General features: G+C 53.0%; 24 protein-coding genes. 12 read left to right on the top strand and 12 right to left on the bottom strand.

Annotated features, from left to right (window positions below; all coding sequences use genetic code 11):
• Positions 1 to 82: 82 nt before the first annotated feature.
• Positions 83 to 817, top strand: a complete 735-nt coding sequence (locus tag K9G39_RS02445) for a S24 family peptidase (protein ID WP_292003339.1) — start codon at positions 83 to 85, stop codon at positions 815 to 817.
• A 6-nt stretch (positions 818 to 823) separates the two neighbouring features.
• Here K9G39_RS02445 and K9G39_RS02450 read toward each other — a convergent pair whose 3' ends face one another.
• Genes K9G39_RS02450 through K9G39_RS02465 form a run of 4 tightly spaced genes read right to left on the bottom strand, consistent with a single transcriptional unit; the run spans position 824 to position 4,673 of the window.
• Complete coding sequence (locus K9G39_RS02450) at positions 824 to 1,504, bottom strand: CBS domain-containing protein (RefSeq protein WP_292003340.1); 681 nt, start codon at positions 1,502 to 1,504, stop codon at positions 824 to 826.
• Positions 1,495 to 1,929, bottom strand: coding sequence for a ribose 5-phosphate isomerase B (gene rpiB, locus K9G39_RS02455; protein ID WP_292003341.1), 435 nt, complete (start codon positions 1,927 to 1,929; stop codon positions 1,495 to 1,497). The genes K9G39_RS02450 and rpiB overlap by 10 nt, the downstream gene beginning before the upstream one ends.
• Complete coding sequence (gene ppk1 / locus K9G39_RS02460; RefSeq protein ID WP_292003342.1) at positions 1,926 to 4,070, bottom strand: polyphosphate kinase 1; 2,145 nt, start codon at positions 4,068 to 4,070, stop codon at positions 1,926 to 1,928. The genes rpiB and ppk1 overlap by 4 nt, the downstream gene beginning before the upstream one ends.
• Before the next feature lie 15 nt (positions 4,071 to 4,085).
• Positions 4,086 to 4,673, bottom strand: coding sequence for a 5-formyltetrahydrofolate cyclo-ligase (locus K9G39_RS02465; protein WP_292003343.1), 588 nt, complete (start codon positions 4,671 to 4,673; stop codon positions 4,086 to 4,088).
• Positions 4,674 to 4,843: 170 nt separating this feature from the next.
• On the opposite strand from K9G39_RS02465, the gene K9G39_RS02470 reads away from it, so the two are divergent.
• From K9G39_RS02470 to K9G39_RS02485, 4 genes are all read left to right on the top strand, one after another.
• Positions 4,844 to 5,578 carry a fumarylacetoacetate hydrolase family protein gene (locus K9G39_RS02470; RefSeq protein ID WP_292003344.1) on the top strand — a complete coding sequence of 245 codons (735 nt, stop codon included), beginning with the start codon at positions 4,844 to 4,846 and terminating at the stop codon, positions 5,576 to 5,578.
• Positions 5,579 to 5,627: 49 nt separating this feature from the next.
• Positions 5,628 to 6,950: a dihydroorotase gene (locus K9G39_RS02475; RefSeq protein ID WP_292003345.1), complete on the top strand. Its 1,323-nt coding sequence runs from the start codon at positions 5,628 to 5,630 to the stop codon at positions 6,948 to 6,950.
• Between the two features lie 124 nt (positions 6,951 to 7,074).
• A complete protein-coding gene (locus K9G39_RS02480) occupies positions 7,075 to 7,269 on the top strand; it encodes a hypothetical protein (protein ID WP_292003346.1) in 195 nt (64 codons plus the stop codon).
• 73 nt (positions 7,270 to 7,342) lie between these two features.
• Positions 7,343 to 8,131 (top strand): class I SAM-dependent methyltransferase, encoded by a 789-nt coding sequence (locus K9G39_RS02485; RefSeq protein WP_292003347.1) that lies wholly within the window; start codon positions 7,343 to 7,345, stop codon positions 8,129 to 8,131.
• Between the two features lie 39 nt (positions 8,132 to 8,170).
• On the opposite strand, the gene K9G39_RS02490 is transcribed toward K9G39_RS02485, so the two are convergent.
• From K9G39_RS02490 to K9G39_RS02505, 4 genes are all read right to left on the bottom strand, one after another.
• On the bottom strand, positions 8,171 to 8,791 hold the full coding sequence (locus tag K9G39_RS02490) for a 3'-5' exonuclease (RefSeq protein ID WP_292003371.1): 621 nt from the start codon (positions 8,789 to 8,791) through the stop codon (positions 8,171 to 8,173).
• A gap of 70 nt (positions 8,792 to 8,861) precedes the next feature.
• A complete protein-coding gene (locus K9G39_RS02495) occupies positions 8,862 to 10,814 on the bottom strand; it encodes a DUF294 nucleotidyltransferase-like domain-containing protein (protein WP_292003348.1) in 1,953 nt (650 codons plus the stop codon).
• 108 nt (positions 10,815 to 10,922) lie between these two features.
• Positions 10,923 to 11,918, bottom strand: a complete 996-nt coding sequence (locus K9G39_RS02500; protein ID WP_292003349.1) for an SDR family oxidoreductase — start codon at positions 11,916 to 11,918, stop codon at positions 10,923 to 10,925.
• Positions 11,919 to 11,973: 55 nt separating this feature from the next.
• The gene (locus K9G39_RS02505; RefSeq protein WP_292003350.1) at positions 11,974 to 13,017 is read right to left on the bottom strand and encodes a BMP family ABC transporter substrate-binding protein; all 1,044 of its coding nucleotides are present in this window, start codon (positions 13,015 to 13,017) and stop codon (positions 11,974 to 11,976) included.
• Here K9G39_RS02505 and K9G39_RS02510 point away from each other — a divergent pair.
• Genes K9G39_RS02510 through K9G39_RS02525 form a run of 4 tightly spaced genes read left to right on the top strand, consistent with a single transcriptional unit; the run spans position 13,016 to position 17,021 of the window.
• Entirely contained in the window at positions 13,016 to 13,228 is a 213-nt protein-coding gene (locus K9G39_RS02510) for a hypothetical protein (protein WP_292003351.1), read from the top strand. The two genes, K9G39_RS02505 and K9G39_RS02510, sit on opposite strands and share 2 nt — an antisense overlap.
• Positions 13,229 to 13,252: 24 nt before the next feature.
• Positions 13,253 to 14,815 carry a CHAD domain-containing protein gene (locus K9G39_RS02515; RefSeq protein ID WP_292003352.1) on the top strand — a complete coding sequence of 521 codons (1,563 nt, stop codon included), beginning with the start codon at positions 13,253 to 13,255 and terminating at the stop codon, positions 14,813 to 14,815.
• A gap of 10 nt (positions 14,816 to 14,825) precedes the next feature.
• On the top strand, positions 14,826 to 15,569 hold the full coding sequence (locus K9G39_RS02520) for an AAA family ATPase (RefSeq protein WP_292003353.1): 744 nt from the start codon (positions 14,826 to 14,828) through the stop codon (positions 15,567 to 15,569).
• 48 nt (positions 15,570 to 15,617) lie between these two features.
• Positions 15,618 to 17,021, top strand: coding sequence for a transporter substrate-binding domain-containing protein (locus K9G39_RS02525; RefSeq protein WP_292003354.1), 1,404 nt, complete (start codon positions 15,618 to 15,620; stop codon positions 17,019 to 17,021).
• A 21-nt stretch (positions 17,022 to 17,042) separates the two neighbouring features.
• Here the strand turns inward: K9G39_RS02525 and K9G39_RS02530 are convergent, their stop codons facing one another.
• From K9G39_RS02530 to K9G39_RS02540, 3 genes are read right to left on the bottom strand one after another with little or no spacing between them, the layout of a single operon-like run.
• Positions 17,043 to 17,846 carry an SDR family oxidoreductase gene (locus K9G39_RS02530; protein WP_292003355.1) on the bottom strand — a complete coding sequence of 268 codons (804 nt, stop codon included), beginning with the start codon at positions 17,844 to 17,846 and terminating at the stop codon, positions 17,043 to 17,045.
• A gap of 5 nt (positions 17,847 to 17,851) precedes the next feature.
• Positions 17,852 to 18,481 carry a M15 family metallopeptidase gene (locus K9G39_RS02535; RefSeq protein ID WP_292003356.1) on the bottom strand — a complete coding sequence of 210 codons (630 nt, stop codon included), beginning with the start codon at positions 18,479 to 18,481 and terminating at the stop codon, positions 17,852 to 17,854.
• Positions 18,482 to 18,514: 33 nt separating this feature from the next.
• Entirely contained in the window at positions 18,515 to 19,129 is a 615-nt protein-coding gene (locus K9G39_RS02540) for a UPF0149 family protein (RefSeq protein WP_292003357.1), read from the bottom strand.
• A gap of 360 nt (positions 19,130 to 19,489) precedes the next feature.
• Here K9G39_RS02540 and K9G39_RS02545 point away from each other — a divergent pair, with 360 nt between their 5' ends.
• From K9G39_RS02545 to K9G39_RS02555, 3 genes are all read left to right on the top strand, one after another.
• The gene (locus tag K9G39_RS02545; protein ID WP_292003358.1) at positions 19,490 to 20,041 is read left to right on the top strand and encodes an NlpC/P60 family protein; all 552 of its coding nucleotides are present in this window, start codon (positions 19,490 to 19,492) and stop codon (positions 20,039 to 20,041) included.
• Positions 20,042 to 20,140: 99 nt separating this feature from the next.
• Positions 20,141 to 20,347, top strand: coding sequence for a hypothetical protein (locus K9G39_RS02550; RefSeq protein WP_292003359.1), 207 nt, complete (start codon positions 20,141 to 20,143; stop codon positions 20,345 to 20,347).
• Positions 20,348 to 20,580: 233 nt separating this feature from the next.
• Complete coding sequence (locus K9G39_RS02555; protein WP_292003360.1) at positions 20,581 to 20,823, top strand: hypothetical protein; 243 nt, start codon at positions 20,581 to 20,583, stop codon at positions 20,821 to 20,823.
• A gap of 469 nt (positions 20,824 to 21,292) precedes the next feature.
• Here the strand turns inward: K9G39_RS02555 and K9G39_RS02560 are convergent, their stop codons facing one another.
• Positions 21,293 to 22,837 (bottom strand): tetratricopeptide repeat protein, encoded by a 1,545-nt coding sequence (locus tag K9G39_RS02560; protein ID WP_292003361.1) that lies wholly within the window; start codon positions 22,835 to 22,837, stop codon positions 21,293 to 21,295.
• Positions 22,838 to 22,950 lie beyond the last annotated feature (113 nt).

The following is a 22,950-nucleotide window of genomic DNA, read 5'->3' on the forward strand; positions in this document are numbered from 1 at the left end:
AATTCGGATAATAGTGAATTAATTTCCCTTATTACCGATTTTCCGATACCGGAATTCCGGTAAAAAGAAAACATGAACAGCTATGGAAACGGTTCTTTCGCTTGGCCAGCGAGTCAGGCTCCTTCGGGATCATTTAGAACTCCGCCAGGATGAGTTCGGGGCAAGAGTAGGCATTTCAGGCAACAGGATATCGGAAATCGAAAACGGCAAGGGAGGCACAACCGCTTCCGTACTGATGTCACTGTGCAGGGAATTTCCCGTCAATCCGGAATGGGTGCTTTCCGGCAGGGGCAAAATGCTGAAAGAAAGGCTCGGGAGCACACCCCGGGCTGTTGATTTCGGCATCCGCCTCAATGTGCTCGAAGAGCAGATGCGCCGGGTTCTGAATGCCGAAACTGATGCTGATCCGGATCCGGACCAGCCCCTCGCAAGAGTCCCTCTCTACATGGGTGCCGTACCCGCAGGAACGCCCGATATGGCTGCCGGAGAGATCGAAGAGTATCTCGATATGCCTGCGTCATGGATTCGGGGCAAAAAAAACATTTACGCGCTCAAGGTCAACGGCGACAGCATGATCGATATCGGCATCATGCATGGAGACACCCTTCTTGTCGAAGCTCGCGAGAAAGCGAAACACGGCCAGGTGGTCATAGCAAGCATCAATGGCGAGGTAACCGTCAAGACTCTCTCTATCGGCGGGGGCGGAGCAGTCTCGCTGGTACCCGAGAATCCGGCCTACCGTCCGATAGCCATCACCGCCGATATGGATTTCCGCATTCTCGGCATCGTACTGGCCGCCGTCAGGCATTACGGGTAGAGCCCCCTACATATCCATATATCTGATGAATTCAAGCGCTTTTTCCCTCAGTTCGTCATATTCCGATGTCGAAAGTGGCGAGGCGTAGCGCACTGTATAGCCGTATTTCTCCATATTTTTGACCAGGCGGTACTGGTCGTGGGCCTGAACCCTGAAGGTGAGTACCACGCTCCCTTTTTCGGGATCGGCATAGTAGGAGCCGAAACTCAGAAGCGTCGCGTCGTTTTTCTCAAGCGTGGCGACAATTTCCGAGAGCTTCAGGCCGTGCGATGGCAGATCGAGCTCAATGGTAGTGGCATCCTGGCCGAGATGGAATACCGCGGAGATTTTTTCAAGAACCTTGCTCTTTTCAACAACACCGAGATACAGTCCCTCATTATCCGATACAGGAACGATCGGATTGGGAGAGGAGCGGAACCGCTCGAAAAGAGTGAACAGATGCTCGTTGTGAGCGGCACTTTTGAAAGCTGCTGCCTGCAGTTCGCCGAGGCGCAGACCATCCTTTTTCTTCGACCGCTCCAGATCGCCGAGCCCGACGACGGCCACAACACTGCCCTCATGCAGGACAGGGACACACTGAAGGCCTTTCTCCTGCATGTAAGCGAGAACATCCCCTGCCGGGGTATCGTCGGCAAAAGAGGGGTATGTTCTGTCAAGACAGTCCTCTATACACTCGTTCAGCAGCATGGTTCGATTTTATTGACCCGTCTTTCATGCCGTCCTCCTTCAAAATCGGCAGCAAACCAGTTTTCAAGGCTTCTGGCTATGGTTTCCCTGTCGGTAAACCTTGCGGAGAAACAGATAATATTTGCATTATTATGCTGACGTGCAAGCGTGGCGAACTCCGGATTGCAGGCCAGGGCAGCTCTTATGCCTTTCACCTTGTTGGCGGAAATCGAAACGCCGATACCGGTTCCACATAAAAGAACACCCTGCCGGAAGGTTCCGTCCGCTACACTCAGGGCGACTTTTCTTGCGTAATCGGGATAATCAACCGACTCTTCACTGAACGGGCCCATATCGACGGCATCATGACCCTTCTCCTTAAGCCATTCGACGACGTAGTTTTTCAGCTCAAAACCGGCGTGATCGCTTCCTACTGCTATCTTCATAACTCTTCTGCTTTAAATTTATTGGAAAATTTTTTCCGGGCCGTCTGATTCAAAAAAATATTCTGGCTGTTGATCTCCGTTGCTGCTGTTCCGGAAGCCACTTTCCGATAGGTTCCCTCCGGAAGCATCTCCCATGACTTGACGTTATCGAGCAGCATCAGCTCAAGGTCGGATTTAACCAGCTGGACGATCTTCCTGTCGGGCACGGGAAAGAGTGTTTCGACCCGGTGATCGAGATTTCTCGGCATGATGTCGGCACTGCCGAGATAGAGTTCGCCCGATCCGCCATTCGAAAAATAGTAAGCCCTGCTGTGTTCGAGAAATCGTCCGATAATACTGACAACCCTGATGTTCTCGCTGATGCCCGGAATACCGGATTTCAGGCAGCAGATGCCGCGCACAATGAGATCGATCCTTACGCCGTCCCTCGAAGCCCGGTAAAGCGCCCTGATGGTCTTGTCGTCGACAAGCGCGTTCATCTTCATGATAATGCGCCCTCCTCCCCTGCTCCTGTGCTGTTCAGCCTCTCTTTCAATCATGCCGATAATCCGCTTTCTGGTATTGATCGGTGATACCAGCAGCTTTTTGTATCCGGTATATTTCGAATATCCTGTCAGCGCGTTGAACAACTCGGCCACCTCGCTTGCAAGTCGCTCGTTGACGGTAAAGAGACTGTAGTCGGTATAGATTTTACCGGTAGCCGGGTTGTAGTTGCCGGTACCCAGGTGGAGGTAACGTTTCAGCCTGTGGTGTTCCCGCCGGACAACCAGGGTAAGCTTGGCGTGGGTTTTCAGGCCGGGCAGGCCATAGATCACATGAGCGCCGACCTCTTCGAGCGCCCTCGCCCAGACGATATTGTTCTCCTCATCGAACCGGGCCTTCAGTTCCACCAGCACAGCCACCTGTTTGCCGTGTTCGACGGCAGCCATCAGAGCCTTGACGATTGGCGAATTGCTGCCTACACGGTAGAGCGTCTGCTTGATAGAAAGCACATCGGGATCATTGGCCGCCTGCCGGATGAAATCCACAACCGGCTGAAAAGAGTCGTAGGGATGATACAGAAGAATATCCTGCGCCCTTGCAGCGCTGAAAATATCCCCCTGATACTGTTCTTCGATCCGGTTGACCGGCACGAACGGCTCATCCTTCAGGTCCGGACGGTCGATCCTGAGCAGGTCGATCAGGCAACCGAGGCCGAGAACCCCTCCGATCTCGTAGACATTACGTTCCGTTACGTCAAGATTGTTCATCAGCAGCTTTCTGACCGAATCAGGCATTTCCGGACCGATGTCAAGACGCACAACCTTTCCGTACCTGCGCGAGCGGATGCCCTGCTCTATGGTTTCGAGCAGATCTCCGGCCTCATCCTCTTCGATTTCGATATCGGCATTGCGTATGACCCGGAAGAGATGCGACTTGATGATCTGCATTTCAGGAAAAAGCTGTCCGAGATTGTTGGCAATAAGATCCTCGAGCCAGATGAAGCGGGCAACCCCGTCATCAAACACAATATTTTCGATACTTCCCAGATTGAGCAGGCGCGGCAGAATGCTCGGAACCTTGACCCTGGCGAACTTATGCGTACGGGTTTCCCTGTCCTCAAGTTCTATGGCAAGATTGAGCGAAAGATTCGACAGAAAGGGAAAGGGATGGCCGGTATCGAATGCGAGAGGAGTAAGCACGGGAAATATCTCCTGACGGAAATAAAGGCGGAGCAGCTCCTGGTGTTCGGGGCTCATTTCGGTAAAACGGACAAACTCCACCCCCTTTTCGGCCAGCGCCGGCAGAATATCGTTGTAGAAACAGTCGTTTCTCTGGCGGAGCTGCAGAAGAATCCGTGAGCGGATTCTTTCAAGCTGTTCTCCCGGCGTCAGGCCGTCGATGGTACGCTCATGAATACCTGCGTCGAGCTGGTCTTCGATACCGGCGACGCGGATCATGAAATACTCATCGAGATTGGAGCTGAATATCGAGATGAACTTGGCTCGATCGAGCAGTGGGTGTGCACCTGGGGTCAACGCCTCTTCCAGCACCCTCTGGTTGAACTCGAGCCAGCTCAGCTCCCTGTTGATGTAATATGCCGGATCACGGAGATCCGGAACAATCTCGGCCGACTCGGTATCGATATGCTGTGGTTCCATACAGGACAAAAAAAATTAGGTGAATCGCATGACTCCGCACTCATGGACGATGTAATCAAGCCGTTCATCCCACGGATCAAGAGGAAGCAACGGCACGATCTGGAGGCGGAACGCCAGCCCGACACGACAGGGAAAATGCCCTGCAGCCGCAAGTTCCGAAAGAAAACGGTCGAAATAGCCCCTGCCGTAGCCCATTCGGTACCCATCTTCATCAGCGGCAACGAGGGGTATGATCACCGCATCGATCCCGGAAGGATCGACGGAACGGAACAGTGCGGGCTCCGGCTGACCGAACATACCCCTATCGAGCTTTTCTCCGGGCATATAGCCGCAAGGAACAAGCCTCTCCTGACGTATCACCGGCACGGAAAGCTTCCGTCCGGAGCCACAGAGTTCCTTGATGATCTTTCCGGTAGAGACTTCTCGGGTTTCGGCAATGGAAAGATAGACAAGAAGATGCTCCGCAGCGGAAACCTCCGGTATTCCGAAGACCCTTGCCGCAATTTCCTCACTTTTTTCAAGCCATTCTTCATGCTGCAGCCGTTTTCTGATGGCAAGCACCTCTTTTCTGACCACCTGTTTCGATTCCGAAGGGCTGCTCATGCACGCAAATCCGCAGTTGATGACCGTAATTCTCTCCTTAACCTGCAAGATAAAAAACTTGCCCGTCTTTGCAGTACCCGTCTTTAAGCAAGCTGGCAAGTTGTAGTTCAGCACGAATGATTTTACATTACCGAAACGAACCCTTTTGAATCAATAAGCCCGTCCTCTATATGACGTCCTTAATCGATGCTTCATCCATTGCTCCTGGAACAATCTACTGCATCGCCAAAAACTATCGCGATCATGCACGTGAAATGCAGCTCTGGGAAGAGCCGGGAAAGGAAAAATCCCTTGAGGAGCAGGAACCGGTTGTTTTTCTCAAACCTCCTTCCGCCCTTGAAACCGGCGGGATAACCATGATTCCCAGGTTCGAAGGCCATCCGCTTTCTGAAAACCTGCACTACGAAGCGGAAGTCGTGCTGCTTATCGGCAGGGAGTGCGAAGACTGCTCGGAAGAAGAGGCCATGAAAGCCGTCAAGGGTTACGGCATAGGCCTCGACATGACACTCCGGGACGTTCAGCTTGAAGCTAAAAAACAGGGCATTCCGTGGCTGAAAAGCAAGGGATTCAGAAAAAGTGCCCTCATATCCGATTTCGTTCAGCGCAGCGAAGCCGGCAGCTGGCGAGACCTGGAACTATTCCTCGACTGCAACGGTAAAAGGGTTCAGCACGGTTCTCTTGACGAAACCATTTTTTCACCTCCCTTTCTCGTGCACTATCTTTCATCCGTTTACGGGCTGCGCAAAGGGGACATGATTTTTACGGGCACTCCGGCCGGAGTGGGACGGGTTGTGGCGGGAGATGTGCTTGAAGCGAAGCTTTGCAAGCGCAGCAGTCTGGAAAATGACTCCTATGAACTTGCAACACTCCGGGTGTCGGTGCTCCAGGACTGTCCCGAAAAATGAATTATCCGAAACAGCGCCTCCAATCTTTCACCAATCACTCCTTACACTCATGAGCATTATTTTTCAGGGAGCCCGTCTCCTGAGTCCTGCAGATAATCTCGATACAAGCGCATCGCTGAAGGTTTCCGTTTCAGGCGTTATCGAAGCCCTTGCAACCGGCAACGAAAGCATCGTCAGCAACGGCGACGACCGGGTAGTCGACCTCGGGGGAAAACTGATCGTGCCCGGCCTCTTCGACATGCACTGCCACTTCCGCGATCCGGGACAGGAGTACAAGGAAACGCTTGCGACTGGCTCTGCGGCCGCTGCCGCCGGCGGATTTACCGGGGTAGCGCTCATGCCCAACACCCGTCCGGTCATCGACAGCCCTCTCGGAGTGGCCTATATCCGCCACCATTCCGCCGAACTGCCGATAGACCTCGAAGTTGTCGGCGCCATGACCGTCGAGAGCCGGGGCGAGACCCTCGCACCTTTCGGCAAATTCCGCTCATACGGAGTGAAGGCCATTTCGGACGACGGCACCGCCATCCAGAATACACAGATCATGCGTCTCGCATTCGAATATGCCTCGAATTTCGATCTGCTCATCATCCAGCACTGCGAAGACAAAACGCTGACCCAGGGTGGCATCATGAACGAAGGCCGCTTTTCCGCCATTCTTGGCCTGAAAGGCATTCCCGACGCCGCTGAAGCCATAACGCTTGCCCGTGACCTGCAGCTCATGCGCTATCTTCAGAAACACAAACTGCACGATCCACTCAACCCTCCCCGCTACCATGTCGCGCACATCAGCACAAAAGCCGCACTCGACCTTGTCCGGCAGGCAAAGGCCGAAGGGCTGCAGATCACCTGCGAAGTCACGCCACACCATTTCACCCTGACCGATGAAGACCTTTTCCGGGCGGAAGCCAAGGGAAACTTCATCATGAAGCCGCCGCTCTGTTCCTCCGAAAACCGGCAAGCCCTGCTTGATGCCATCGCCGATGGCACCATCGACGTTATCGCTACCGATCATGCACCCCATGCCGCTCACGAAAAAGAGTGCCCTCCCGATCAGGCGGCATTCGGCATAACAGGACTGGAGACCTCCGTAGGCCTCACCCTGACCGAGCTCACCTCAAAAGGGGTGATCCCGCTTTCGAGAGCCGTGGAAATGCTCTCCGTCAACCCGAGAAAAATCATGCATCTCTATCCCATACGCTTCAGCGAGGGAGAAACCGCAAACTTTACCGTTATCGATCCCGATCTGGAGTGGACGGTCGCCAGGGAAAATCTGCACTCAAGGTCCCTGAACACTCCGTTTATCGGCCGCATCCTAAAAGGGAAAGCCATCGGTATCTGCCACAGGGGGAGGTACATCGAAAACCCGTGATAACGCAAAAGGGAAAGGGGCCTTTTGTAACTTGTAAAGAGGTGATTTTTTTATTACCTTCAAGTTCTTTTAAGCGAAAGTATATTACGTTCCGACAATAACCACAAGAACCAGCGTATCAGTCATGGCAAAGAAACAAACGTTCGGCGATAAAGGAAAGAAAACCGGCGGCAGCGACTTCAAGGTAGCCAAACTCGTGCTTTCCGTCCCGTCGAAAAAGAGCAAGGCATGGAAATTCGTTGAAAAAAACGTCCGTATTCCCAACGGCGAAAATGAACAGGCTATTCTTGCAAAGGCCATCAGCGAAGCGGTTAAATAAGCTGTTTTCCTCCTGAGCGGGGCGCATCTTCGGCGCCCCGCCTCCTCTTTTCATCATACGAACACCCTCATTCATGTCAGAAAGCGGCAACTTTTCCGGTCAGGATGCCCGCCCGCCCTGGTTTGCGGAATGGTTCAATCATCCGCTCTATCTAAGGGTCTACAGTCATCGCGATACAGGGGAAGCAGCCCGCTGCATCCGCACCATCATCGATCGTACACAATCCGGAAAGCGCCATCCCTCATCGGTAGCAGTGCTCGATATTGCCTGCGGAGCAGGCCGCCATGCGCTTGAACTCGCCCGTCTCGGCTACTGCGTAACCGGCAATGACCTCTCTCCCTTTCTGCTCGATACCGCCCGCCGGGAAGCCCTCGCCTGCAGCATCCAGCTGGTACTGAGCTGCTGCGACATGCGCAACTTCCCTGAAAAGGAGCGCTTCGATCTGGTTGTACAGCTCTTTACCAGTTTCGGATATTTCGAATCGGAAGAGGACGACCGCAGGGTGCTCGCAAACGTTTACCGGGCGCTCAACGGCGGAGGCTGGTATGTGCTCGATCTCATCAATCCCCGGCATCTGGAACGAAACCTCGTACCGGTTACCCGGCGCACAATCGATAATCTGAGGGTAGTCGAAGAACGCACTTTGGAGGAGAACCGGATCACCAAAAAAATATCCATCACTCCTGATGAAGGCGAACCGCTTCTGTTCACCGAATCCGTTCGTCTCTTTACCAGGGAAACCATTTCGGCTATGCTCCTTGAAGCCGGGTTCAGTCTCGAATCGATTGCCGGTGACTACGGGGGCAGCGACTTCGAGGGCGAACACTCACCCAGAATGATGCTTTTCGCCCGAAAACCCTGAGTCTCCTCCCCTCCGGCAGAGCGCCGATAAGCAAATCAGTTACTTCATCAACAGCGATCCGGCGGTTTCGATGCCTGATTTTCGACCCTTCGCCAGAAGACGCTGATAGAGCTGTGCCGTAAGATAGGCATCACCTGCCGAAGTGTGACGATCGTGCAGACGGATACTGTAGCGTTCGCACAAGGTATCGAGCCGGTACTCGCCCGCCTTGTGCGCAAGATTGTAATACGGGCCTTTTTCGAGCCTTTTTGCAAGACTGGCCGTATCGATCACCTCGTTGAACAGCCGGATGCCGAAATGTCTGCGGAGGATGCGGTTCACCATGCACATATCGAATCCCGCATGCTGGGCAACCAGCACGCTGTCGCCAATATAGTCGAGAAATGCCGCAACTGCCTGTTTTTCATCGATACCCGAAGCGATATCCTTTCGGAGCAATCCGTGGACACTTACCGCTTCGCGATCCCCGACGTTTTCCTGACGCACCAGAACCTCGAATGAATCTCCGACGTCGATGCGTTGCGCCCTGAGAGCGATAGCGCCGATAGAGATGATCTTGTCCTTTTTCAGGTCAAAACCGGTTGTTTCGGTATCGAATACCACGAAACGGATATCCTGCACGGGAGTCCATGAGGAAATTTTTTTCCGGTTCCTCTCCAGGTAACGACAGACGGCCTCATGGGAAGCTTTTTTTCGGCTCCGCAAGAGTGCCGCCTCGATGAGAATGCGGTCAATCACGGATATAGTCAAGCTGGAACCTCAGATTAAGGGTTTTCTGTACCTGTCCGATGGTAACGAACACATTGCGCAGCATCTGCCGGTCGATCTTGTTCAGGCTCTCCGGATTGATATAGCGACCCGCCGACTGCTGGCTGAGCCCGTTGACCACGCGCAGGCGCATGAGAAACTCATAGGCGGCGGCGGCCTCGAGGCAGAGATCCTTTTCCGGTGGAAGCAGTTCGGCAAGTCTTCTGAACCGTTCGGAGGTACTCAGATAATCCGGAATCCTGAGCTCATAGGCAAGCACCCTGGCGGCATCGGAAAGCGGCATCATGGCTCTCGACTTGATATCGAACTCATTGGCATGATCGCGGCTTTTCTCGACAAGGAAATTGCGGAAGAAGCCGAGGGGCGGAGGATTCTGCAGGGCGTTTTTCGCAAAGAACTCGAGAAATCCCCGACCCCGGGCGATCTCCTCGAAAACTCCCCGCTTCAACTCGGCCGCAAGCGAAGCTTCACCGAATACCGGACGGAAATCGAAGAATATGGTCGAATGCATGAGCGCTTTCGGCTCGGGGGTGAGAATCCACCGGCTGAAATATTTCTGCCACACCGATACAGGCTGGCACCACTGCTCGTTGCTGGCCATAATCTCCGCCGGACACCTGGCGAAACCGGTCTCCAGCAGCATGGTCGTAACCTTCCGACCCAATGCGAGATAGTATTGGTGAACCTCTTCTCCCCTTCCAGGAGGAGGATCGGCATAGAGCAGGGCATTATCCTGATCGGTGCGCAGCATCTGCTCCTTGCGCCCTTCACTGCCAAGAGAGAGCCAGCAGAACGGAACATCCGGGGGCATCGTCAGCCCTTCCTGCTCAAGCTCGGCTTTCGAAAAGGCGATCGACTTGACAATGAGCGCGTCGTTGATTTCGGTAACGATATTCGAAATGAAATGGATGGCCACATCCTGGCTGATATAGACCTCGAGGAGATGCTCCGCCTTGTCCCGCTCCTTTTTCAGATGGCCGACATTTTCGGCAGTCATGATCTCCTTCATGATCACGGCAGGGTTGTTGCCTTCGGAAGTGATGATGTCATGCTCCGAAATAATGCCCTTCAGCGGGGAGTTCACGGTGCCGTCCTCGGTAATGCAGAAATGGCGCAGCTTGGTTTTCACCATGAGCATAACCATATCGGCAACGGTTTTGCCACCCGTAATGGTATAGACGGGACTGCTCATGATCTCGCGTACCGGTCGTTCATTGACCGAACCTGGCTGGGCGACCACCTTTTTGCGAAGATCGGTATCGGTGATAATGCCGAGCGGATGGTTTTCGGGCGATACAACGAGTATGGAACCGATATTGCAGTCGGACATGATTTTTGCCGCTTCCCTGACGCTGATATCCGGCAAACAGGTTATGACATTTGTTACCGGCTTCACCTCGAGCGTTTCATGTTCCAGAAAGCTCCTGCAGGACTGCTCGCTGTAACGCAGCTTGTGCTGGTCGAATGCATTGGTGAGGGTTCGCTCCATCACCTGCATGCTTTTGGCGAACTCTCCCGCAAAAAACATGGAAACGGCCGGATTGGCCACTATGAGCGCCCTGATCTTTTCGGCTGGCATCTCATACAGAAGGCTCTCTTCGGCTACCTGAGCGCTCAGCACATAGGAGCTTCCCCCGAAGATCGCCCGGACGCCGAAAATATCCCCTTCGTCGCACAGGTCAACGAGCACCTCTTCGCCATCGATGGTATCGAAAAGACGGACAGCTCCCTTCATAACCATGAAGGCGGCTTCCCTGAGGGCATCACCTTTATTGAAAATCACCTCGCCCTCTTCGTGATAGTGAATCGCAGTGCATGATGCAAGATCCTGCAACACCGACGGTTCGAGCCTGTCGAAAGGAGGATATTTGCCAAGATCTGCAGCAACACGTTCAACAATGGTGTTCGACGGCATGGCTTGTTCCGGTAAGATGGATAGAAAACATGTCGAATGAGGCTGAAAAAGGGTGCCGGCACCACTGCACCAGGCAATCAGAACGCCCGGCAGATGTAAAGGGTTGCCCTAATGCAGCATATTCCTGTCACGATACCACTCGAATGCACTTCTGATGCTGTTTGCATGTGGCTCCCGTCTCATGCCGAGTTCACGAATGGCCTTCGCCGAATCGTAATAAAGGTTTTCCGAAGCCACCCGGTACATGGAGAGGTTGAAAAGCTTCGATATACCATTGCGGCCTTTGTGCATATCCAGGTACGATTTCAGTATTCTGGCCATCCAGAACGGCAGGGGAAGATGAATTTTCGGCGCTCCGGTTACAGCTGAAATCGTAGCCACAAGCTCCCTGTAGGAGACGTTGTCTCCGCCGATAATATAGCGCTCTCCGGTTCTCCCCTTCTCCATCGCCGCCATAATGGTTTCGGCTACGATCTCCACATCGATCACACAGATACCGCCAACAGGGAAAAAGGGTATCCTGCGGTTATAGACGTCTTTTATCAGCCTTCCCGCGTTGAAGTTGATGTCGCCGGCACCGAAAACGAAGGCGGGATTGACGATGACGCAATCCAGACCCTTTTTCACCGCTTCGGCCACGAGCTGCTCCGCCTTCTGTTTTGTCCGGGCGTACTCGAGATTGATCCGGTCGAAGTTCCATGGCGAATTTTCATCGAGAGGGGTTTTGCCGCTGCACATGCCCACTGCCGTAATCGAACTGACATGTACGACCCTCTGCACCCCTGCCTCGATCGATGCATCGAGAATATTCCGCGTACCCTCTACATTGACGGCATGCAGCAGCGGATTTCGCTTGTCACCCATATAGGTTAGTCCAGCGGAATGATAGACCTGCTCGACTCCCATGAGCGCGCTATCCAGAGAGTTCCGGTTCGTTACGTCACCGTAGACAAGGGTTATCCTGTCGAGCACTCCGTCCAGAGAGATCAGATCCGAACTTTTACGGACAAGAACATGAATATCGTCGGCCGTCGAGGCCAGTTTGTGGACAAGACGCGATCCGATAAAACCCGTACCGCCAGTCACCAGAATTTTTTTCTTCACCAATACTGTATACTTCAATCATTGAAAGAACGGCACAAGCCCACCGAGAGAACACTTATTCTGTCGGAGCCTGCTCCTCTACTGCTATAACGCCGGAAAGAATTTTACGGCGGATATCCTCGACACGCTCATGAACATCAGCACCGAAAAGCGCCGCATTGCGGTCGTTGTAAACATAGTCGGTATAACGCTCGCCGATCCCGAAAATCGTCAAGGCACCGCCCCTGAAAGTTCCGGCAAGCACCTCCTCGACACTCTTGAGTACGGCACGGTCAATGCTCTTCACCATACTGGTCAGAACAAATCCCGGAGCATCCGGCTCCTGGTCACGATCGGTGCAGATAACAAGTTTTTTCGTGGCGCGGGCAGCCTCGATCACGCCCATACCGCTTGCACCGGCCGCCTCATAGATAATATCGGCGCCACGGGCGTACTGACCGAGAGCGAGTTCCTTGCCCTTCGCCGGATTGGCGAAAGCGCTTCCGGTCATGCCAATATAAGCGGGAATAACCGTCGCGCGGGGATTGACATACCTCACCCCTTCTACAAAACCGGTTTCGAACTTTCTGATGATGCCGGACTCCATGCCCCCAATAAATCCCACGATACCCGTTTTCGTAACCAGACCAGCAACCGCTCCAGCAAGAAACGAGCCTCTCTTCTCTTCAAAAACAACACCGGAAAGGTTTTCGGGAAGCGATACGCCCTTTTTGGGGATATAGTCGATACAGACGAACTTCTTGTCGGGAAAATCCCTGGCGATAGCGGTAATATCATCGCTGAAAAGCAGCCCAACGCCTATGACCAGATCAATATCCGGTTCGGCCGCCATCTGCCTGAGGGCCGCCTCCCTGTCTGCTCCTTCGCCGGACGGTTCGGAATGGATAAAGGTGATGGCGTATTTTTCTCTGGCGAGCTCCAGTCCGTGATATGCCGAATCGTTGAAAGAACGGTCACCGAGACCGCCGACATCAAAAACAAGACCTACCCTCAGGGGAGCATCTTTTGCAGTAGGAGAGGATGTTTCAGGTGTTGACGAACCCGAACAGGCCCCGAGCAGAAAAGCGCAGGCCAGAAAAAAAAGGAAAAGACGCTTCATGATTGCAACAGGAAAAGACTGGACTGCAGATAATGATGTCACTATTTTTCAAGAATTTGAAGTTAGAAAAAACCGGCCCCATTTAAAAACGGAGCCGCAACAAATTTGCCTAAAGGCAATGCTTTTCGAGGGGGCTCGGGAGGCATCGGCCCAGGCCCTGGCGGTATATCGCAAAGTTCTTGTTATATTTGAATTTATCGGCCTGCAATAAAATCCTTTTGAAGATGCCCCACAAATGGATGCGCTGAAAACCATATACTTCAAGCCTGGAAATGGTTTCGACATCGAATCCTTTCTGAACTCCCCGACATTTCCGGTTCGCTTCAGGCCGGAACCGGGGCAAAAGGAACGCAGAATTTTTTACGACACCTTCGACTGGCAGTTTTTCAATCACGGTCTTGCCGTAGCCATCCTCGGCAGGAAGCTTTCGCTGATCGACCTGAAAAGCGGCATTGAACGCTCGTCGATACCGTTTCTTTCCGTTCCGGAGCATTTTCTTCCCTCACTCCTTCCACCGGGGCCCCTCAGAGAGGAACTCGAAGCGATAACCGATCTTCGTGCACTGCTCAGGCGCTGCACCATCGATGTGGAAATATTCCGTACGAGAATACTTGACAGTGAAGATAAAACGACCGGTTTTCTCTTATGGGAGAGCTGCACTCTTGTCCGGAAAGGCGAAAGGGTGCCCGTTACAGGAATGCTCGTCATCAAACCCCTGAAAGGGTTCCAGGATGAAGCCGAAAGCCTTGCCCGCCATTTCGAGGAACTGCAGGGCAACCGAAGCGTCACGGAGTTCAGGGAGCTCTTCACCCTGTTCATGCATGCCGCAGGCCAGAAAATAAACGACTACAGCACCAAAATCAGCCTGAGTCTGCAGCCCGCCGATCCGGTACGGAAATCCGCCGCAGAGCTCCTGCTTGCCGCTCTCGGCGTCATGAAGCGCAACGAAGGGTGGATTGGAAAAAATATCGATACCGAGTTTCTGCATGACTACCGAGTAGCCGTCAGAAGAACCCGTTCGGTCATCAGCCGGATCGGCGGCATCTTCGAAGCCGAAACAACCGAAACCTACCGCCGGGCATTCCGCGAAACCGGCAACAGGTGCAACGCCTTCAGAGACAGCGACGTCTACCTGCTCAGGGAGTCCGAATACCGGGCAATGCTTCCTCTGTCGCTCGCCGGCCATATCGACGCCTTCTTCCGGGACCTTCGTGCGACCCGAACCTCCGAACAGAGGCGTTTCAGCGCATTTCTCCGTTCAAAAGCGTACTCCGACGCGATCGCAGGATGGGAAAGGCTGCTTGAGGAGACCATCGCAAATCCTTACGGCGGCAGCCCCCCCGCCGCCGGACTCGAACCGACGCTGTCCGTTGCCAGAAAACATATCGCAAAGGCCTGGAAAAAAGTGATCCGGCACGGGAGAGCCATCCCGGCGGAGGCTTCCGATACCGAACTCCACACCCTGAGGATCGACTGCAAGCGGCTGCGCTACCTCCTCGAACTGTTTTCATCGCTTTTTCCGGGCAAAACAATCGGACCGGTCGTCAGGCATCTGAAGGAACTTCAGGATAATCTCGGCATGTTTGTCGATCTGGCCGTACAGCAACGCTACCTGCTCGACCGTCTGGATGGCATGAGGGCAAAACCTTCGAACCCTGAACTCGCCGCAGCGCTCGGAGGACTCGTCACCCTCCTGCACCTGCGGCAGGAGAAGGCCCGAAAAGCCTTTCACCGCACTTTCCGGCTTTTCGACAACGACGAAACCGAAGCGCTTTTCAGAGAACTCCTCAACAGCTGACTGACCATAAATGAAAACCATCGCGCTTTACAGCATAAAAGGAGGAGTGGGTAAAACCGCCGCAGCGGTAAACCTCTCCTATCTGGCATCGAGGAACTCGCAACAGACCCTCGTCTGCGATCTGGATCCCCAGGGTGCAAGCTCCTACTACTTCAGAATATCCGCCAGGGAAAAGTACAACAGCAGCAAATTTCTTCAGGGCAGCAAAAAAATATACCGGAACATCAAGGCAACCGACTACGAAAGCCTCGACTTGCTCCCTTCGGATTTTTCATACCGCAACCTCGACCTCGAACTGCTCGAAGAGAAAAAACCGCAGAAAAAACTCAGAAAAAACATCGAGGAACTCGGCGAAGAATACCGGTACATTTTTCTTGACTGCCCGCCGAATCTCACCCTTTTTTCGGAAAGCGTCTTTGCTGCAGCCGATCTCATTCTCGTACCGGTCATTCCCACCACCCTTTCAATGCGTACCTATGGGCAGCTCAGGAATTTTTTCGAAAGCAGCGGCCTCGACACCTCAAAAATCAGGGCATTCTTCACCATGGCCGAAAAACGCAAATCGATGCACCGCGACATCATCGACGCCGTCCTGAGCCAGCCGGACTTTCTCGAGGAGATCATTCCGTACAACTCCGAAGTCGAAAAAATGGGCCTCTACCGGGCTCCGCTTAACGCCGTTCTGCCCTCATCCGTCGCCGCAAAAGCATACAGCCGTCTCTGGGACGAGCTGTGCATGAAAGCGCTGAAGTAAACACCAGGCACGGCTCTCTGATATTTTGTAACCCTTGCTTCAAGCAGCATGAAAAAAGCAAAGGCGTCTTTCCACCTCAACCGGACCATTTTCGCAGGCATAGCATCGGCGGCGGTTCTGCTGACACTGGCGTTCTGCAACTTCCTGAAACCATCGCAGGATCTCGACGCCGTAAAAAAATCAGGGAGACTCCGGGTCATCATGACCTACGACCCGGTCAACTACTTCATCTACAAAGGAGCCCCTATGGGCTACAGTTACGAACTCGCCCAAAAGTTCTGCGACGATCTCGGCGTTGAAATGGAGGTGGTCCTGGTGCGTGACCTCAACCGGCTGCTTACGAGCCTGAGGTCCGGCAAGGGCGACATCGTAGCCCACAACCTTACCATTACAGCCATAAGAAAGCTCGAAGTCGATTTCACGGAGCCCATAAGCTTTACCAGCCAGGTGCTGGTACAGAAAAAAGTGCCGGGAATGCAACCGATCAGAAAAATCGGGGAACTCCGGGGAAAAACCATCCATGTCCGCTCAGGCTCGGCATACTACACCCAGCTTCAGAGTCTGGAAAGCACAGAGAAAATCAACCTCGATATTCTCACCGTGCCAGGTTCGAAAAGCACCAGCGAGCTGATCACGGAGGTCGCCAACGGCAGGATCGCCTATACGGTGGCCGACCGGAACATTGCCGATGCACACCGCTCTCTCTACCCCGACCTTGACTTTGCAACCGAATTGAGCCGTAACCTTCCTCTGGCCTGGGCCGTGCCAAAGCAATCTTCAGGCCTGCAGAGGGCGCTGAACCGGTGGCTCAAGCGCGAAAGCACGCAAACCTACGTACGGGTGCTGCAGGACAAATACTACCGGCAGCAGTACACCTTCAAAAAAAGGGCGATGCACGCCTTCTATTCCGGAAAAGCCGGTGAAATTTCCATCTACGACCCTCTCGTAAAAAAATATGCGAAAACCATCGAGTGGGACTGGCGGCTGCTTGCCTCGCTGCTTTACGAAGAGTCGCACTTCGACCCGCAGGCGGTCTCCTGGGCGGGAGCCATGGGGCTCATGCAGCTCATGCCTGGAACTGCGCGCATGTTCGGCATAAGCGATCTCTTCGACCCTGAAACCAACATCAGGGCAGGAACGCTTTATCTGGCATGGCTTCACAAGGAGTGGAACGATATTGCGGATCCGGAAAATCGCATACGCTTCATTCTCGCCTCCTACAATGCCGGCCCGGGCCATGTGCGGGATGCACAGGAGCTCGCAAGAAAATACGGCAGGGATCCCGAAGTGTGGGAAGGAAGCGTCGAGCGCTATATGGAACTGAAATCGGACCCCTTTTACTATCGCGACGATGTGGCCGAATACGGCTTCTGCAACGGCTTCATGCCGGTCAACTATGCTCGAAACATTCTGGCAAGATACGAGCAGTACAGGCAGGTCATTCCGCACTGAAAAGTCCCCTTCTCCGGGCCGTCACGGATGGGCCGTTCGGGAAAAAAGCAGGGCTTTGAGCGACCTGAAGAGAACCTCCGGAAACGAAGCGTACCGCACAGACCCGCTGAGGGTGACGACTTGACGGATTTTCGGAACAAGCCTTCTGGCCACCGTTTCCGGCTCTTTGGCGACATGCTCCAGAAAGCGCCGGGTTTCGGGCGAAACGCCGCGAAAAAGAAGGTCGGTTCTGACCATGCCGGGGCTCAGTTCATGCACGCCTATCGAGCCGATGGTGTTTCGGCGGAGTTCCTCCGAAAGAAAGGCTGTGAGAGAAGCTACGGCGGTTTTCGAGACCCGGTGCGGCAGCGAAGAGCGTGAAAAGCGCGCACCTGCTGCTGAAAAGCCCATATTGAACAGGTGATAGACCGGCTTCGGCGAGGGAGGCTGGCGGAGCATGAGCTTCAGCGCTTCGGCAGAGGCCATCATGCTGCCCGCAAGATTGGTCGAGCAGACCTCCAGCATTTCATCGTTGTGCAGCTCCCAGAGCGGATGCTGCAGGGTACCGGCACTTCCGGCATTGTTGATCCAGCGGTCCACCCTTCCAAAATGTTCACTCACAAACGCGGCAAACGCCTCAAGGTCGTTGGCACAGGAAACATCGCACACCATGCCATGTATTTCACCCTGCGGAGCCCGCTGCCGCAATGTCTGCAGGGCGCTTTCAAGACGGACCGCATGCCGGCCGCATATCGCCACCCGGTCGCCAGCCTCAAGAAAACCGGAGGCAAGCGCAAGACCGAGCCCGGCAGTTCCTCCGGTGATGACCACGCCCAGTTGCCGCATTTCGTTCAGTCCTCGCAACCACCTGTTTTTTCGAGAGGAAAATCCGAAACCGGGTAAAGTTCCCATCCTGAGGCATCGAAATGCCACCACTCGGTAGGAAAAGGCTCGAACCCCTCCTCTTTCATGGCACTTTCAAGCAGCTCGCTGTTTCGGCGGGCGGCTGGAGATGAACCGGTCCAGCTTCTCGACGCCTTTTCCGAGAAATCATCGTAAGCGGTAGGCATCTCAAGCGGTCGTCCGGCGCTGTCGGCAAGGCTCACATCGACGGCGGCTCCACGGTTGTGACGCGACCCTTTTTTCGGATCGGCCACATACCGTTCATCGGGGAGAATGGCCCAGAATTTCTTCTGCACCGACAACGGACGGTAACAGTCGAAAACGATCAGCCGATACCCCTTAAGGCGAAGCTTTTCCTGTACCTTCAGAACCCGCATGGCGACGTCGCGGCGCAAGAGACATCTCGCTGCGGGATAGACCGTTTTACCGGTAAAATTGTTCGGCGTCGCGTAGCGGATGTCGAGAATGATCGAAGCGTCATAGTCCGCCAGATCGGCGAACATCATATCAGGTCCTCTCGCAATAGCAACCCTGAAAGGCAGCACGAGCAGAAAAAGAAAAATGAATCCTTTTTTCATATAAATCATGAACCCGCAGGCCTTGAATTAGCGCTACTGTTGAGCGCGTGAGGGCAGCCAGTAACGGTAGAGGCTCGAAACGCTTTCAGGAATCAGCTCACGCCAGGCCTCCCGCTCCTCATCCTTCAGCTCGGGCATATTCTCGTCCGTGCCCGAAAGCAGGAAAATCGGGGTAAGCAGATGCACCTCGGCATCGCCCTCTTCATTGACCGCCTCGAAAACCGGCAGCCAGTCGTCCCACCTCAGTTCCATGCCGAGAATGAAGCCCAGCGACCAGGCCTTTACGGCAAGATCCTCCTCTTCGGGATCACCAAACACACACTGGTCGAAAAGCGGTACGTAACTGTCGGGATCGGCATCGAAAACTGAAACGATCGAATTCATGTAACGAACAATCAGGCCGGTCATGCGTGCAGCCTGCTCCGGAGATGAAAACGACGGGGGTCCCTCGCCCTCAACATCCAGAACCATCGGCAGCCACTCGGATGGCCCGATAAGCGAAGGCCCGACCGCCAGCGCGGCGAAAAACCCGTCGAGCATGTCGAGCGTCATGGATTTGTCGTCGTGGGTGTCGAGAAGAAGAAAATCCTCAAGCTCGTCGAGCTCTTCGCTTGATAGCGGCTGAAACAGATCGTCGGAAGAAGTCATAAAAAAAAATGTTTTCGGCGGTTAACCTTGCACGTTTTTATTCGAGTTTCAGACAGAAAACCCATCCATAAAGTAACGATATTCCCTGAGAAGATGAACAAAAGCTTTATAATTTCGTCTGTTATGAGTTTTTCGGCACATGGGGCCGAAAAACTCATATCGCCGAAAAGTGCGGGCTTTTTCGGAATTAAATTTGGATTTCACGCAGAAAAACAACTAACTTGAAAAGTTGAGTGCCTGTCGGATAAAAGAGTAATCCCATTCATCTTATCAAACGCTACGCATATGCAGCATAGGAACTTGTTATGCCGACCGCGCTCCGTTTCCGGAAAATCCCGGCATCCGCTCCGATCATTTTGCATGTTTTTCCTTCTCGCTTCCTCGCTCTTCCTCGCTCCATCTTCCGACAGTTTTGCAGCTCCCTCTCCAGAGCAGAACGCCTTCCAGTCCGGCACTGAAAAGGCCACCTGCTCCATGCGGAACTTTTTCAGCGACGTCAGGCAGTTTTTCGGCATCAGGTACCGCTTCGGTGGCCAGAGCACGGACGGGTTCGACTGTTCGGGTTTTGTCCGGTTCATGTACGACCGGGTATTCAACACGAAACTCCCCCGCACCTCGATTGAAATGGCCGGCATCGGCCAGAGGGTAGAACGCAGCGAACTCAAGCCCGGCGACCTGGTATTTTTCCAGACCCGCGGCGGCAACCGCATCAGCCATGTAGGCATCTTCGTCGGCAACGACACCTTCGTACACTCCTCCGTCTCCAAAGGCATCACCGAAGACAAGCTCCAGCAGAAATACTACGACACCCGTTTTGCCGGCGCCGTTCGTGTGCTCGACAACATCATCTCCGATTTCCCTGCTCTGCCCATGCAGTCCGACAGGAACACGGAGGACAAAGAGGCTTCCTGAGGGGTTAGCGGGACCATCCTGACAGGAACAGCTCCCTCGGGCAGGCCATCGGCCTGCAATCAATGCCTGTGGCGATCAGCCGAAACTCTCTGCCGGAAGGTGACCGGCGCTCGAAAAACCTTCGGCTGCCACGGAGGCATAGAGCAGTTCCTCTCGACGGGTAATCCCGATTTCTGCCACACCCAGAGGAATCATCCCGTTACAAGTTTCCCCAAAAACCTGCTCACCTTCGCGGTGCCCTACCGGATGTATCTGGAAATGGAATCGAACGAGGAGGAACGCTTTCTCGAAAAGCACAAGATTTAATTACCCCCTGTCACCTCTGGAAATCCATCGACCGAAATGGCAGACTCCCCCTATGATTCCTGCACAAAAGTTAAGTAATTGCGAGCATCTCGTCATCTACTTTCAGCATTTCCTGTCTTTCTTCAAATCCCGTAGGGATGACATATCGGTAGCCCGAGGTGCAACCCCGGAAAGGAATCTTCTCCCAAAAAGGGTCTTAGCTACGTAGCGAGCGACATATCAGTAACACCCACATGCTTCAGTTTCTCCGGTACAATCTTTTTTACCAGTTGCACCTGTTTGTTTTATCGGCTATTTTTATACTCAATAATAAAATCAGCCGAATCATGCTCTACAAAACAAGAACACTTGAGCGCTTTTTCCTGCAAGCGAGTCAACAATTCCCCGTCATGCCTCGCCAAACCGGCAAAACAACGTTTCTGCGACACCTTGCAGGAGAAAAGCGCTCGCATATTTTAAGGCCCTTCAAACCCTGAAACAACCGATTGGGCAGGGATGCATCATCTCGCTTGCCCCCATGTATCTCCCGATCACAACTACCATCGATAACGTGCCTGCAGGAATGGTGTAACCCCGGATCAGGAATACTGGGCATGATCGCTATGTGAACCGGAGCGGCATCCTAACGATCAGTTCGGCAAGCTCGTTTCTCTGAAGCAGATCTCCATAACCGTACCGAACACCTCTTCGCCGTCCGTCGCGCCAATTCTTCCTCCTCGTGGCAGCACTATTGACTTCAGGTTTTCAAGAGGTTATCCCATACATCCTGAATATTTCTAACGGCAAGACACAATCTTCTACGCTATTGCACTGCGTCCCCTTAGCTCCGATACTCAGTCATTGAAGCGCTCACGCCTCGAAATCCACCCTTTTTCCGGCCATTGTCGGGCAAATCGGAGATGATAGCGGTATCGGTTTTAAGACGGCGAAGAATAAACGGCGCCGTTATGGCTTTGAGCCGTTATGATGCGTCGATGTCGCCATACAACTGGATCGGGTATTATTGAAAACCTCCATAGCCATCTCTTGATACTTCTTGGTATATGGAAGTTCGTCCTCCAGCGATTTGAGAATATTCAGGGCTTCCGTAAGACAATCGAAGGACTTTTGCCTGTCAGCAGAAACAGACTGCAGATAATATCTGCCGAGCGATACCAGAATCACAGCAACCTCAGGCAGATAGGTCAACGGATGAGTTCTGGCCAGTTCCCGGTAGATTGATAACGACTCCTCATATTTCTGTCTTGCGATACCTGACTTATCTCGGGATTTATTATGAATTGCCAGAATATTGAGCATCCTGGCAACCTCAGGCAGATAGGTAGACGGATTAGAGCGAGCCAATTCCCGATAGATCGACAATGCCTCCTCATAACACTGAACGGCGCCATCGAAATCGTTAAGAGCTTGCAGCAAATCGGCCTGTTTAATACGCGTTACGACAACCTCCGGCAGATAGGTAGACGGATTAGAGCGAGCCAATTCCCGATAGATCGACAACGACTCAAGATAGCCCTGTCCGGCAGCGTCGAAATCATTGCGAGCTTGTTGCAGACTTGACAGCTTATTGAGTGTTACGGCAACCTCAGGCAAATACGCATGGGGATTCGTGCGAGCAAGGTTACGCCTGATCTCCAACGCATCCAGGCAGCTTCGTTCGGCATCATCATAATAATTGCATGCCTGCTGCAGACTTGATAATTTATAGAGCGTTAAGGCAACCTCTGATAAATACGCTTGGGGATTCGTGTGAGCAAGACTACGTCTTATCTGTAAAGCCACAACACAGCTTCGTACGGCAGCGTCATAATCATTGCGTGCCTCCAGCAAATTGGATTGATTAAAAAGCGTTACGGCAACCTCGGGCAAATACCTCTTGCGATCGATACGAACCAGTTCTCGATAAATCGATAACGCTTCAAGATAGCCCTGTCCGGCAGCATCGAAATCATTGCACGCCTGCCGCATGCCGGACAATTTATTGAGCGTTACGGCAACGTCGGACAAATAGGTCAGAGGATCGGCAAGAGCTAATTCACGGTAGAGCAGCAGCAATTCCTCATAACCCAGTCTTGCCGCGTCGAAATCACTGCGGGATTGGTGCAGCAAGACAAGCTTATCGAGTATCCTGGTGATATCTTTCAGGTAGAAATGCGAGTTTTTTTGTGCCAGTTTCCTATAGATTTGCAAAGCCTCAAGATAGCTCTGTCCTGCAGCATCATAATCATTACGCGCATACTGTTGCAACGCAAGATTGGTAAGCGTTGATGCTAAATCAGGAAGGAATCGTTCTGAATTAATGTCCGTCAGTTCACGTTTGATAAGCAGTGCTTTACGATAACTTTTTTCGGCAGCAGAAATAATATCATTACCAGACACAGTGTCATTTCCAAAATGGTTTTTTTCTATGGTTGATTTTCGACGAGAAAACTGATTATTCTTTCCGTACGAAAATAAATAACTGAAAACAAAACCGAACATACTGAACATTCAACCGAATAGTTTATAGCTATGAGCCGATTCGTTAATTGCAGTCTCTTTGTCGCTCTTCGTTGTCTACCATGAACGATGAAGATACTCTCTGTTTAAGGCTGATTTAAATA

Source organism: Chlorobium sp. (genome assembly GCF_021740465.1).
GTDB lineage: Bacteria > Bacteroidota > Chlorobiia > Chlorobiales > Chlorobiaceae > Chlorobium.